General features: G+C 40.4%; 15 protein-coding genes. All 15 read left to right on the top strand.

Features of this window, described 5'->3' with window-relative positions:
- Positions 1-67: 67 nt before the first annotated feature.
- Entirely contained in the window at positions 68-1,084 is a 1,017-nt protein-coding gene (ilvC, locus tag AC1M9A_RS10655; protein ID WP_035265630.1) for a ketol-acid reductoisomerase, read from the top strand.
- A gap of 423 nt (positions 1,085-1,507) precedes the next feature.
- Positions 1,508-1,690 (top strand): hypothetical protein, encoded by a 183-nt coding sequence (locus tag AC1M9A_RS10650; protein ID WP_481610168.1) that lies wholly within the window; start codon positions 1,508-1,510, stop codon positions 1,688-1,690.
- A 19-nt stretch (positions 1,691-1,709) separates the two neighbouring features.
- Positions 1,710-2,504 (top strand): XAC2610-related protein, encoded by a 795-nt coding sequence (locus tag AC1M9A_RS10645; RefSeq protein ID WP_481610167.1) that lies wholly within the window; start codon positions 1,710-1,712, stop codon positions 2,502-2,504.
- Between the two features lie 109 nt (positions 2,505-2,613).
- Entirely contained in the window at positions 2,614-3,891 is a 1,278-nt protein-coding gene (locus AC1M9A_RS10640; RefSeq protein WP_481610166.1) for a glycosyltransferase family 4 protein, read from the top strand.
- Between the two features lie 155 nt (positions 3,892-4,046).
- Positions 4,047-5,318 (top strand): glycosyltransferase family 4 protein, encoded by a 1,272-nt coding sequence (locus tag AC1M9A_RS10635; protein ID WP_481610165.1) that lies wholly within the window; start codon positions 4,047-4,049, stop codon positions 5,316-5,318.
- A gap of 19 nt (positions 5,319-5,337) precedes the next feature.
- Complete coding sequence (locus tag AC1M9A_RS10630; protein ID WP_035265627.1) at positions 5,338-5,889, top strand: phosphatase PAP2 family protein; 552 nt, start codon at positions 5,338-5,340, stop codon at positions 5,887-5,889.
- 111 nt (positions 5,890-6,000) lie between these two features.
- Positions 6,001-6,201, top strand: a complete 201-nt coding sequence (gene iscX / locus AC1M9A_RS10625; protein WP_035265625.1) for a Fe-S cluster assembly protein IscX — start codon at positions 6,001-6,003, stop codon at positions 6,199-6,201.
- Positions 6,202-6,310: 109 nt separating this feature from the next.
- Positions 6,311-6,742, top strand: coding sequence for a nucleoside-diphosphate kinase (gene ndk / locus AC1M9A_RS10620; protein WP_035265623.1), 432 nt, complete (start codon positions 6,311-6,313; stop codon positions 6,740-6,742).
- 122 nt (positions 6,743-6,864) lie between these two features.
- Positions 6,865-8,100, top strand: a complete 1,236-nt coding sequence (rlmN, locus tag AC1M9A_RS10615) for a dual-specificity RNA methyltransferase RlmN (protein ID WP_035265621.1) — start codon at positions 6,865-6,867, stop codon at positions 8,098-8,100.
- Between the two features lie 56 nt (positions 8,101-8,156).
- On the top strand, positions 8,157-8,957 hold the full coding sequence (pilW, locus tag AC1M9A_RS10610) for a type IV pilus biogenesis/stability protein PilW (protein ID WP_179998933.1): 801 nt from the start codon (positions 8,157-8,159) through the stop codon (positions 8,955-8,957).
- Positions 8,948-9,748, top strand: coding sequence for a RodZ domain-containing protein (locus AC1M9A_RS10605; protein WP_481591682.1), 801 nt, complete (start codon positions 8,948-8,950; stop codon positions 9,746-9,748). Before pilW ends, AC1M9A_RS10605 begins: the two co-directional genes overlap by 10 nt.
- An 18-nt stretch (positions 9,749-9,766) precedes the next feature.
- The gene (gene ispG, locus AC1M9A_RS10600) at positions 9,767-10,888 is read left to right on the top strand and encodes a flavodoxin-dependent (E)-4-hydroxy-3-methylbut-2-enyl-diphosphate synthase (RefSeq protein ID WP_481591683.1); all 1,122 of its coding nucleotides are present in this window, start codon (positions 9,767-9,769) and stop codon (positions 10,886-10,888) included.
- A 3-nt stretch (positions 10,889-10,891) separates the two neighbouring features.
- Positions 10,892-12,187 (top strand): histidine--tRNA ligase, encoded by a 1,296-nt coding sequence (gene hisS / locus AC1M9A_RS10595; protein ID WP_481610164.1) that lies wholly within the window; start codon positions 10,892-10,894, stop codon positions 12,185-12,187.
- Positions 12,188-12,216: 29 nt separating this feature from the next.
- Positions 12,217-12,918, top strand: coding sequence for a YfgM family protein (locus tag AC1M9A_RS10590; RefSeq protein WP_180028873.1), 702 nt, complete (start codon positions 12,217-12,219; stop codon positions 12,916-12,918).
- Positions 12,918-14,066: an outer membrane protein assembly factor BamB gene (bamB, locus tag AC1M9A_RS10585; RefSeq protein WP_180028872.1), complete on the top strand. Its 1,149-nt coding sequence runs from the start codon at positions 12,918-12,920 to the stop codon at positions 14,064-14,066. Before AC1M9A_RS10590 ends, bamB begins: the two co-directional genes overlap by 1 nt.
- The last annotated feature ends 109 nt before the right edge of the window (positions 14,067-14,175 follow it).

The following is a 14,175-nucleotide window of genomic DNA, read 5'->3' as shown; positions in this document are numbered from 1 at the left end:
GGGGTTGGCGAACCACATTAACATTCGCTAATCAAACGGAAGCCAAAGCATTTTAGCGGAGACAGCAATGCAAATTTTTTATGATAAAGACTGCGACTTATCTATCATCCAATCTAAGAAAGTAGCAATCATTGGTTACGGTTCACAAGGTCACGCTCACGCGCTTAACCTTAAAGATTCTGGCGTTGACGTAACTGTTGGTTTACGTGCTGGTTCTGCTTCTTGGAAAAAAGCTGAAAATTCTGGTCTTAAAGTTGCTGAAGTTCCTGCTGCTGTAGCTCAAGCTGACGTAGTAATGATCTTGACTCCAGATGAATTCCAAGCTCAACTTTACCGTGATGTAATTGAGCCAAACATCAAGCAAGGTGCTACTCTTGCATTTGCTCATGGTTTCTCTGTTCTTTATAACCAAGTTGTTCCACGTGCTGACTTAGACGTAATCATGGTTGCTCCAAAAGCACCTGGTCACACTGTACGTTCTGAATATCAACGTGGTTCAGGTGTTCCTGATCTTATCGCGATTCACCAAGATGCTTCTGGTAATGCACGTAATCTTGCGCTTTCTTACGCTTCAGGTGTTGGTGGCGGTCGTACAGGTATTATCGAAACTTCATTCCGTGAAGAAACTGAAACTGACCTTTTCGGTGAGCAAGCAGTTCTTTGTGGTGGTGCTGTTGAATTGGTTAAAATGGGCTTCGAAACTCTTGTTGAAGCGGGTTACGCACCAGAAATGGCTTACTTCGAATGTCTACACGAACTTAAATTGATCGTTGACTTAATGTTCGAAGGCGGTATCGCGGACATGAACTACTCTGTATCTAACAATGCTGAGTACGGTGAATACGTTACTGGTGTTGAAGTAATCAACGAACAGTCTCGTGAAGCGATGCGCAATGCGCTTAAACGTATTCAATCTGGTGAATATGCGAAGATGTTCATCCAAGAAGGTGCGTTAAACTACCCATCTATGACTGCTCGTCGTCGTCAAAATGCTGCTCACGGTATCGAAGTCACTGGTGCTAAATTGCGTGCGATGATGCCTTGGATTCAAGCAAACAAAATCGTTGATAAAGAAAAGAACTAAGTTCTCGAATCATCTGATTTGAATGCGAAAGCCCACTCAAAATGAGTGGGCTTTTTTTGTCTTAAAAAATGGATCAGATTATTAATTAAAATTGTGTGCCTCAAGGTAAGGTAGTGTTTTTCATTTCTTGTATTTTATTCAAAGTATGGCACTGCTTCCTTGCACTTCGTAAAAAAAACAGTGTTTTGTACTCGTTCATACCTTGGATTATTGATAATAGGTTACCACAATTCTAGAAACTTTGAATTCTGAGACTTGCCTTTTCGTAATGCATTGAAAAAAAAGACGACAGGCATGATAAAAATAGTCATTAAAAAGTAACTCAATGACAGGTAGATTAAGTTGCAGTCGACAGAGGCTTAGCTAAACAGAATAATCAGTATTTAACAAGAACACTTAATAACTCAAGGATTGAGGTTGGGAATGAAATTAACGTTTGTATGTTACTTATTGGCGATCTTGCCAATCTGTGGATGGGCGCAACAAACAACTGATATTGAGCAAAAAACGCCAAATAGTGATGCTGAGCTTGTCTTAGATAATGTTCGCATATCAATGCAGCGATTATTAAGGTCAACAGATAACGAATATTTTTTGAGTCTTTAGATGGATGTGCTTCATCCAAATGCAACGCTTACTTCCCTCAAAGACAACGTCACTATCCAATTTAAAGGGGAGCAAAAAGGCGATCAAGTTTTTTAAAGCAGAACAACTGAGTGATGATTCAAATGCAATTCAAGACTTGAAAGGACAGCTTAACTATAAAACGAATGTATTTAAATCTACTTTGGTCAATCATGTGGGTGTGATTCGAACAAAGAAATTCGAGCCTGCTTTTAAAGTAAAAAGTACGCCTGATGTGAGTTTTAATTTCTATGGCATATCTAAAGTTAACCATCCTTTCAAACGACTAATGACACGTATCGAGGTGTTTGATAAAGCCAATCAAAAAAGCTTGCAAATACTTCAAGGCTTTCAAGCGTTTCCCAATAGTATTGGTTATATGGATATGAATTTTGATGGTTACTATGATGTAGTGCTCTCTGATCTGTCAGAGGATAAAACGCTTCAAGATCGTCGTTTTATTTACTGGATTTATAATTCTGTTCAACAAAAATTTAAACGTGCAGAGCAGTACGAGCAAATCGTTGGATTTTCACTGTTACATGGTGATAAACAGCACATCGATTTTTCTAATGGACAGGTTTATACAATTGTTGAAGGCAGTTTGAAACCAGTTGCAGTTAATGCTGAACAAGAAACTAAACAATTAGAAGATCGGACATCATCAGAATCCTCTGTAGCACTTCAAGGAGAAAACTTGGAAAAACGGATTGACGAACCACCAGTTAACTCTGGTCAAGAGCAAGAGAATGAGCTAGGCAGTGATGTAGATCGTGTTCAAGAGCAAGAGCCTTAAAAATGTGAAAATATGAATGAGCCTTATGACAAGGCTGTCATGAAACCATCATCATATTGACATTATGTTCTTTTAAATTTTAGGGATAACATTAATAAAAGGTGTGATGATGGCACTCCTAAATTTACAAGCAACACAACAAAAAAAATTATTTGAATTATTGGACATTAAAAAAAATACGTCATTTGAGGATTTTATTCTTCTTCCTGATGCTGATCAGCCTAAACGACATCCTCAATTAAAAATTGCCATTGTGACAGAGACATGGTCACCAGAGATTAATGGTGTTGCAAACTCACTGATGAATTTATGTCTGGGTTTGCAGAAGCGAGGTCATCAAATTTTGTTGATTCGTCCCCAACCCAAAGTGAAATGTAAACGGTTTAAACCTGATGCAGAGTGTTGGGTGCATGCTCAGGCGATTCCGAAATATCCCACCTTACAATTCGGTTGGCCACAGTTTTCTAAAATCTCAAAAGCGGTTGAGGTATTTCAGCCAGATGTTGTGCATATTGTGACAGAGGGACCATTGGGATTTGCGAGTCTAATGGTAGCTAAATCTCAGAATATTCCTGTTTCAAGTGGTTTTCACTCTGCTTTTCAAGAGTTTAGTCGATACTTTGAGTTTCCTTTTCTCGTTAAACCTATCTCAAAGTATTTAACATGGTTTCACAATAAGACAGACGTGACTTGTGTGCCAAGTTTAGATACACAGCATGCTTTAAAACAAATGGGAGTAAGCGGTGAGTTAAGGATGGTGGGGAGAGGTGTTGATACCCAATTGTTTAATCCGAATAAAAGATCGGAGTTGCTCAGAGATCAATGGGACGCAAATGAGCATACACGAGTACTGATTTCTGTTGGTCGGTTGTCACCTGAAAAGGAAGTAGACCTGATTATTCGGACTTTTTTGAAAATGCAAGGTGGGGTTGAGCATCATACTAAATTGATCATTGTCGGAGATGGGCCAGATCGAGTAAGGCTTGCAGCTCTTGCGGGTCATCATCCCGATATTATTTTTATGGGAAGTTTGACTGGTGATGATTTGGCATGTGCATATGCCAGTGCAGATGTGTTTATCTTTACAAGTCAAGTTGAAACCTTTGGAAATGTCGCGCTTGAAGCATTGGCAAGTGGCTTGCCTGTGGTGGCTTATGATTATGCATGTGCCAAACTGCATGTTGTGCACAATGAAACGGGATGGCTGATCCCTCTCGGTGATCTAGATATGTTCGAACGAGCAATGACAGCAACATTGAATCAACCCGATTTAAAAATAATGGGTGAGAAAGCGCATCTTGCAGTTGCTGCAACAGGATGGTTGAAACCTGTTATTGATTTTGAGCAAGCGTTATTTTTTGCTGTGCATCGTACTTTATTTCACTAAGTTATCTTGAATTTGTAGATTCTTGTCGCGTGTTTGAGGGTGGTCGGTGAATCAGTCATCTATTCTAATTATGACAAGTATTTAATGAAATCATCATCATAATGAAATGATCCATCTCTAAAGTAAAAGTATGAAAAAAATACAAAAGAGGTGTGATGATGGGAATCATGGACACTGTATTGCCTAGATCGACAACGCAATATGATCACCAGAGGCTAAAATTTAAAAATCAAAACTCCGATCGTGATGTATCGGTGCTTGAGCAATTGGGGCGATCTAGATTAAAAATAGCTGTCGTTACGGAGACATGGCCGCCAGAACTGAATGGTGTTTCATTGTCTTTACTACAGATTTGCAAAGGTCTACAGAAACTTGGTCACAAAATTCTATTGGTACGACCTTCACAAAAACAAATATGTTCGGAATTTTCACCGAATCGTGAGTGTTTGGTGAATGGTCAAACCATTCCGAAGTATGCCCATATGCAATTTGGCTGGCCACAGTATGGCAAAGTGGCTAAAGCTTTTGATGAATTTCAACCAGATTTGGTGCATATCGTGACGGAAGGACCATTAGGTTTAGCGGTACTTCAGCTCTCAAAAAACAAAAAGATTCCTGTGAGTAGTGGTTTTCATTCTGCTTTTCATGACTTTAGTCGTTTTTATGATCTTGCATTTATGGTCAAGCCGATTCAGCACTATCTCAAATGGTTTCATAACAATACGCAATTGACCTGTGTACCAAGTCAGGACTCGGCTGATGCGATACGTAACTTTGGTGTTACATGTCAAGTTGAAGTGATTAAGACTGGGGTGGATGTTGAAAAGTTTTCACCTACTTTTCGAAGTGTGCAACTCAGACGACAATGGGATGCTTGTGAGAATACAACTGTCCTGCTTTATGTTGGTCGTGTTTCACCTGAAAAAGAAATTCAGGTGTTAATTGATGCCTATTTAAAACTTAAAACACAAACAACGCGCAGATTTAAGTTGGTCATCGTGGGGGATGGGCCCGATTATTCGCGTTTGGTTCGTCAAAGCAAACATACCGATATCATCTTTACTGGAAGCTTAAGTGGTACAAATCTTGCTGAATCATTTGCAAGCGCAGATGTATTTGTTTTTGCCAGTCAAGTAGAGACTTTTGGCAATGTCGTGCTTGAAGCGATGGCGAGTGCATTGCCTGTCGTTGCTTATGATTATGCTTGTGCTAAGCAGTATTTAGATGCGGAAACAGCATGGTTAGCACCTTTGGGTGAGCCTGCAACCTTGGTTCAATATATTATTAATCTGCCCCAGAACAAACGCTTGCATGCAATGGGGATGCAAGCAATGAAAAAAGTACAACAAGTCGGATGGCAACATCCAGTTCAACAACTCGAACATGCATTTTATCGTGTCGTGCAGCAGAAAACGCTCATGGCTTGAACGATAGGAGTAGAGTGAAATGAATTTTAAAAATACCAAAATAAAAATACTCGATCTTGATCTAAGAGGATGTCTCTATTTCAATAATCTATCGCATACACAAAGTATTGCACTCATATTTAAAATTATTAGTCGGCTCGGAGATGGAGTTTTTTGGTACATGATGGTGGCGTTGGTGTGGCTACTGCAAGGACCGCAATACACTATTCAAATTTTATATATTGTTGTTGCTGCTTCGTTAGGTACGCTGATTTATAAAATTTTAAAAACAAAAACAGTACGTCCACGACCATACCAAGTTCACCAAGTTATTCATATTGGCGAAAGACCACTAGATCATTTTAGTTTTCCTTCTGGTCATACATTGCATGCAGTAATGGCAACAATCGTATTGGGTTATGTAGAGCCTGTCTTGCTGGTGATGATGATGCCATTTACCATTTTGGTTGCGTTGTCGCGCATGGTATTGGGATTGCATTACCCAACTGATGTTTTAGTTGGAGCCTTAATTGGGGCGACGGTTGCGAGTGGTATTATCTTAGCTGCTCCAGCATTGAATATCATATTGTGAGGGTAAGTTGATTGCATGATAAGGCGTACAAAAGCAATATAATTGTACGTCTTGATTTGCTTTTTGCTAAAATTAAGCCATGAATTCACCAAAGATGATTTAGGAATAAGTATGGGTTTACGTTGGACAGACACCCTTGATATCGCAATTGAACTGTATGAAGCCCATCCAGATGTAGATCCACAATGGATCCGTTTTACTGATCTTCATGCATGGGTTTGTGCGCTTCCAGAGTTCGAAGATGATCCAAACAAATCAACAGAAGGATTGTTAGAAGCAATTCAAATGGCTTGGATTGACGAAGCTCGATAATTCATCGATCGAAAAAAACCATTTTTTTACACGCGAAAAGCAGATAATCGCGCATTATTCGGTATAATGCGCCAAAATTTTCATGTCAATTTGACTAAAGGAGCCAATCATGGCTATTGAACGTACTTTATCTATCGTTAAACCAGATGCAGTTGCTAAAAACCACATCGGTGACATTTTTGCTCGTTTCGAAAAAGCTGGTCTTAAAATCGTTGCGACTAAAATGAAACATTTAACTCAAGCTGAAGCTGAAGGCTTCTATGCTGAGCACAAAGAACGTGGTTTCTTTGCTGACCTCGTTGCGTTCATGACTTCTGGTCCAGTTGTTGTATCAGTTCTTGAAGGTGAAAACGCAGTTCTTGCTCACCGTGACATCCTTGGCGCTACTAACCCTAAAGAAGCTGCTCCAGGTACAATCCGCGCTGACTTCGCTGTAAGCATCGACGAAAATGCTGCTCACGGTTCTGACTCTGTAGCATCTGCTGATCGTGAAGTTAACTACTTCTTCGCTCAAACTGAGATCGCTCCACGTACTCGTTAATTCGCAGTATTCAAACCAGATAAGTGCTATACTGCTTATCTGGTTTTTTTATTTCTGAAAGATTTTATTGCTTGAAAATTGAGCATGTTCTTTTATCCCACATTATGGTTTAGGTAATACTCATGAATTCTGAAGTTGTCGCTTCATCCGTCAATTTAGATGAACAACAGCCCACTACTGTTCAAGTACAGCAGGCTGATACTGTACAGAAAGTGAATTTACTTGGCCTGTCACGTCCGCAAATGGAAAAATTCTTTGAGGATATGGGGGAGAAAAAGTTCCGTGCGGGTCAGGTGATGAAATGGATTCATCAGTTCTTCGTTACTGATTTTGCTGAAATGACTAATATTTCAGGGAAATTACGTGAAAAACTTGAAAAGATTTGTGAAATCAAAGCACCAGAAGTCGTGCATAAAAACTATTCTAAAGATGGAACACGTAAGTGGGTATTCCGTGTAGGTGATGGTGCGGGTTCTTTGGTTGAAACAGTACTGATTCCTGCTGAGGATAAAACGGGTTCGCGTAAAACGTTATGTATTTCATCACAAGTCGGTTGTGCTTTGGACTGTTCGTTCTGTTCAACAGGAAAACAAGGTTTCCAACGCGATTTAACACAGGCTGAAATTATTGGTCAGTTGTGGATGGCGAACTATTCCTATATGGAAGATGTGCCAGTTGCTGAGCGTGAGCGCTCTGTGACCAACGTGGTAATGATGGGTATGGGCGAACCATTATTGAACTATGACGCTGTGCTTAATTCAATGCGTATCATGCTTGATGATTTCGCCTATGGAATGTCTAAACGCCGTGTCACATTGTCAACGTCAGGGGTTGTGCCGAAGATAGATCAATTGGCTCAAGACATCGATGTTGCGCTTGCAATTTCATTGCATGCAACCAATGATGAGTTACGTAACGAATTAGTACCAATTAATAAAAAATATCCCTTAGAGCAACTCATTGCAGCGTGTCAGCGTTACATCACTAAAGATGGTAATGAAAGTGCACGTAAGCATGTCACAATTGAATATGTCATGTTAGACGGGGTCAACGATCATCCTGAACATGCACAGCAGATGATTAAGTTGTTAAAAAATTTACCAAGTAAAATTAACTTGATTCCATTTAATCCATTCCCACATGCACCATACGGGCGTTCGAGCCGAAATCGCATCATTTCTTTCCAAAAAACTTTGTCTGATGCTGGTTTTGTGTGTACGATTCGTCAGACACGTGGGGATGATATTGACGCAGCTTGTGGTCAATTGGTTGGTCAAGTGGCTGACCGTACTCGTCGTGCAGAACAATGGAAGAAAAAAGTGCTAGAACGTAATGAAATTATGCGTTCACAAGGCTAGTTGTATCATTTAGATGTGAATGATTAAAAAGAGGGAGGCATCATTTGAGCAAGCCGATGTATAAAAAAATAGTCATGACGATGACAGTCGCTTTATCTGGATTGCTTTTCTTTGGATGCCAAACTACCAGTGGCGATACGAGCAAAAAGGATCCTGAGAAATCAGTGAAAGTTCGTACCCAAATGGCGGCTGAATATATTCGGAATGGGAATTTAGATGCTGCCAAACGTGTGCTTGATCAGGCATTAGAGGTTAATTCGCGCGATTCAACTGCAAATATGATGATGGGGGTGTTGCTTCAGCAAGAAGGAAGTGACATCAACATGCAACGTGCAGATCATTATTTTTCTCGTGCTATTTCAATTGATCCTAAAAATGCGCAAGCACGTAACAACTATGGTACGTATTTGTATCAAGTGAAGCGATATAATGATGCTGTTAAACAGCTTTCAATTGCAGGCGCAACGCTTGGATATGACCAACGTCATCGTGCATTAGAAAACCTTGGGCGGATTTATCTCATTCTAGGGGATATACCGAATGCTGAAAAAACGTTCAAACAAGCACTGCAAGTCAATCGTGACTCGACTGTTTCAATGATAGAGTTAGCAGAGATATTTTATCTGCAAAAGAATAATATTGCCGCGCGTCAGCTATATGAGCAATTTGTACTCAAAGTTGGCCAGCAAAATCAAGGTGCGCGAGCACTCTGGATTGGTTTACGTATCGCACGTGCCAATGGTGATAGAACGGGAATGTATGTGCTGGTGAATCAGTTGCGTACTTTATTTCCAAATAGTCAAGAATTTCAACGTTATTTGCAATTACAGTTCAATACTGAGGCCGTATGGAAGTAAATCCTAATTCACAGCAACCTACTGGTTCAAACGTAGCACCTAATGCTTTAGGAAATATTCAACGCCCTGGCGAGTATTTGCGTCAAATCCGTATTTCTCAACAACGTGATCTGGTCAAAGTTGCTGGTGATTTGAAAATGCCAGTAAAAACGCTTGAAGCGTTAGAGCAAGACGAATACAAATCGTTGCCAGAAGCGACTTTCATTAAGGGATATTATCGTTCGTATGCGAAGTATCTCAAAGTTGATGCCTCTGCTTTGATTCAACGTTTTGATGAAATCTATCAAAATGATACAGGTTTACTGCCAAATCATGCTTTGAACAATTCTCCAATTAAAATTATGGGGAAACTTCCTGGCTCGAAAAGCGTACGTAATCGCAAGTGGATTAAACGCATCGTGATTGCGTTAATTATTTTGGGCGTGGCTTGGCTATTAATCTCCGCAATCCAAAAATGGGCTGCTAAAGGCGATTCGTCAAACTCTGATACGAATCAATCCAACAATGTCCAAATTCTGACCTTAAACAATGGTACAGGCACGACTGAAGCAGTATCAGGCGATACGATGAATCTCAGTTTTAGCCGCCCTACATCAGTACACATTGTGGACAGTACGGGTAAAGTTTTAGCAACTGGACGCCAATCAACTGCGATTAGTTTGAATGGACAGTCTCCATTCCAAATTCGATTAGATGATGCTCAAGCCGTTTCATTGAGTTTAAATAATGAAAATATTTCATTGTCACCATATACCGTAAACGGAAAAGCTGAATTCCGTTTATCACGTTAATGGATTAAAGGTAAAACGATGATCGAGAATCCGATTCGACGCAAACCAACGCGTAAAATTCGCGTAGGTTCTGTGTATGTGGGTGGCGATGCGCCAATCAGTATTCAAAGCATGACCAATACTGAAACTTGTGATGTAGCTGCAACAGTTGCACAAATTCAACGTTGTGTGGATGCTGGTGCGGATATTATGCGTGTGTCTGTACCGAGTATGGAAGCCGCTACTGCTTTTGGAGAAATCCGTAAACAAGTGCAAGTTCCACTCGTTGCCGATATCCATTTTGACTATAAAATTGCTTTAGCTGTTGCAGATTTGGGTGCAGATTGTCTGCGTATTAACCCAGGGAATATCGGTTCAGAAGCAAAGATTCGTGAAGTGGTTGCTGCGGCTCGTCACAACGATATTTCAATGCGAATTGGAGTCAATGCAGGCTCTCTCGAAAAAGATATTCAAAAGAAATATGGTGAGCCAACAGGTCAAGCTTTGCTTGAGTCAGCAATGCGTCATATTGATATTTTAGATCGTTTGGATTTCCAAGAGTTTAAAGTGTCAGTGAAAGCATCGAATGTCTTTTTGACGATGGATGCTTATCGTTTGTTGTCACAACAAATTGACAATCCTTTACATTTAGGGGTGACTGAAGCTGGAATTTACCGTACTGGTTCGGTGAAGTCGGCAATTGCACTGGGCGGATTGTTAATGGAAGGCATTGGCGACACCATGCGAATTTCATTAGCAGCGGAACCTGAGGAAGAAATCAAAATTGGTTTTGATATTCTTAAATCTTTGGGCTTACGTTCAAATGGTATTAACTTTATTGCTTGCCCAAGTTGTTCACGTCAAGAATTTAATGTCATCAAAGTGATGCAAATGCTTGAAGAGCGTTTGGAAGATGTACGTACTCCAATGGATGTTTCTGTCATCGGGTGTAAAGTCAACGGTCCTGGTGAAGCTAAAGAAGCTGATATTGGTGTAGTGGGCGCAAGTCCACGTTCACTGGTGTATCGTAATGGTGAAAAGAGTCATTTAATTGACACAAATCAATTGGTTGACGAAATCGAAAATATGGTTCGTCAACGTGTTAACGAGCTTGAAAAAGCTAAATCAAAAGAGATTATTCGCACAGGTTTTTCTGAGTAGATCATGAGTTCAATCGTCGCAATCAAAGGTTTTAATGACATTCTCCCAACGCAAACCCCAGCTTGGAGACGTCTTGAACAGCATCTGTCTGGTTTGATGGATGCCTATGGCTATCAACAAATTCGTTTGCCGATGGTTGAACAGACAAACTTGTTCAAGCGTTCTATTGGTGATGCAACGGATATCGTTGAAAAAGAGATGTATACGTTTTTAGATAAAGGTAATCCTCCTGAGTCTTTGACTTTACGTCCTGAAGGTACTGCGGGTTGTGTACGTGCTATGCTCGAACATAATTTGCTTCGTGGTGCGACACCGCGTGTTTGGTATATTGGACCGATGTTCCGTTATGAAAAACCGCAAAAAGGTCGTTACCGTCAATTCCATCAATTTGGTGTGGAAACGTTTGGTGTTGCAACTCCTGATCAAGATGCTGAACTGATTTTGATGACTGCGCGTCTGTGGAAACGGATGGGTGTTGCGGACAAAGTTCAATTAGAGCTCAATACTTTAGGTGAGTCAGATGAGCGTGCAGCTTATCGCGCAGCCTTGGTTGAGTTTTTAGAATCACATAAGTCAGATTTAGATGAAGATTCGCAGCGTCGTTTAACGACGAATCCACTGCGTATTTTGGACTCTAAAGATGCAAAAACTCAAAGCATTTTAGAAAATGCGCCTAAACTTCATGACTTTATGGGTGAAGAGACGCTGGCACATTTCCAACAATTACAGCAATATCTAACCGATGCAGGTATTTCATTTGTCATTAACCAAAAGTTGGTTCGTGGCTTGGATTACTATAATAAAACTGTATTTGAATGGACGACGACACATCTCGGTTCACAGGGTACGGTTTGTGCTGGTGGTCGTTATGATGGTTTAGTGGGTCAGTTAAAAGGTAAACCAGATCAATCGGTTCCTGCGGTTGGTTTTGCAATGGGTATTGAGCGTTTATTGCTTCTTTTAGAACAAGTAGAAGACAATATACCAGTACGTGATTGTGAAGTATTTTTACTTGCAGATCCTGGGACGCAAGGTAAAGCTTTAGTTTTGGCTGAGCAAATACGAGATCAACTTGAAGCTGCAAGTAGTTCAGTGCGTCTGAAAGTTGGCTCTCAAGGCTCGATGAAAAGTCAAATGAAAAAAGCGGATCAGTCTGGTGCAATTTATGCCTTAATCTTTGGTGAGCGTGAAGCTGAGGTGCAACAACTTTCAGTCAAAGAGTTGGCTACAGCAGAGCAGACACAAGTAGCGGTCAATGACATTGTGTCGTTCATCATTGATAAACTATCTTCAAAATAAATTTAAGAACATAAGGAAAGGGCGATCATATGAGCGCAATGACTGACGAAGAACAACTGCATACAGCAAAGTCGTTTTTTAAGAAATATGGATCGGCGTTGATTACGCTGATTCTTCTTGCCCTGATCGCCTTTTTCGGATGGGAATATTGGAAGAAGAAAAACGTAGCAGAAGATCAAATACAGACTGCTAAAGTACAGCTCTTGGTTGATGAAGCGAAAGCTGCAACAACTGATCCTAAAGTAGCGACTGCTTTGGATGGAACTGCTGAAAAAATTGTAAAAGAAAATCCTGATTCGATTCATGCGGTTCAAACGCAATTTGTAATGGCAAAATTGGCTTATGACCAAGAGAATTATGCCAAAGCTGAACGTGAATTGAAAAAAATTGAAAATGCTCAAATCAAAGATGAAGGTTTACAACACATCATTAAGCTTCGTTTAGCAGATGCTCAACTGGCACAAAAAAAATATGATGAAGCTTTAAAAACATTGTCTGGTTTGACTTTGCCCGCTTTCAAAACAACTGTAGATGAAGCACGTGGCGATATTTATATTGCTAAGAATGATATTGAAAATGCGAAAAAAGCTTATCAGAGCGCGTGGGATAACTTAATTGCAACTAAACAAGAACGCCAAATCTTACAAATTAAACTCGAAAGTGTTGGCATATTAGTAGATGATCCTGAAATTGAGCGCCCAATTTTAGATATACAAACGGATGAGTCTTAATGGATAGAAAGTATAAAATTTCTTTTGTTCTAGCGACATTGTCGTGTGCACTAATGGCGTGTACAAGCAATACGGTGAAAGAAGAAAAGGTGAAACCTAATCCGTTGCCTAAAATTCAGCAATCGGTGAGCTTAGCACCTATTTTTTCACATAATGTTTCAGCGACGGATGCTGCTGATCCATTGCGTTTGAGAATGGCGAATGATCAAGGTGTTTTATACTTTTTAGATCCTAAGGGACAGGTTTCTGCATATCAAGGTAAGCAGCGTGTCTGGGAAAAACAAGTTACCAAGCTTGGTTTAAGTTCAGGTGTTGAAGCGGCCAATGGGTTAGTGATCGTCGGCAACAAGAAAGGTCAACTGTTTGCTCTCGATCAAAAAACGGGTGATATCCGTTGGACTGCGCAATTAAGTGGTGCAATTTTGAGTGCGGCGCTTATTCAGACTGGTCGAGTGATCGTTGTTGCAAATGACGGTACGGTGTTTGGTATGGATGAAAAAACAGGTCAACAAGTGTGGACCTATCGTATGCCAAACGAACAATTGAGCTTACGCGGTCAAGCTTCACCTGTGCGCTTAGACCCACGAACAGTGTTAGTGGCCTCGTCAAATGCATACGTGTACGCAATTGATAGTCTCACTGGAACTTTGCGTATGCAAAGACGTGTGGCAGTCAGCGATGGTCGTTCTGATATACAGCGTTTAGTTGATGTGGATGCAGATCCAATCGTTGCAGGACAATTGGTTGTTACCACTAGCTATCAAGGCCAAGTCACTGTACTAGATCTAGTTTCGCAACGTGTGATTTGGAGTGAAGATGCAAGCAGTATTAATCGTGCTGAAGTTGCAGGTCGCCAAGTCTTCGTCACGCAAACAGATGGTAAAATTGTATCGTTTGATCTGGTGACGGGTCAGCCGTTATGGACTAATGATCAATTGCTTAACCGTCAATTAAGCAACCCCGTAATGTTAGGTCAGTATTTAGTGGTAGGTGATTATGAGGGGGTACTCCACCTTGTAGATCCTAAAAATGGTCAACTTGTTGGTCGTGAAAAAACGCGTGGTGAAGTACGTTCGTTACGTGTAGTAAACAATCAGCTTTACTCAGTGACACGTACAGGCGCACTTACAATTTGGCAGAATCGTTAATTTTTTCGCTGCTTATGGTAAACTAGTCGCTGAATACATATTTTAAGTTCGGGGTGTTGAATTTCCAGACCCCGACATTTTTATTTTTAAGTAGATGATTCGTCTAACT

It is taken from the genome of Acinetobacter sp. ANC_7634 (assembly GCF_056779875.1).
This window is presented reverse-complemented; position numbering and strand designations above follow the sequence as displayed.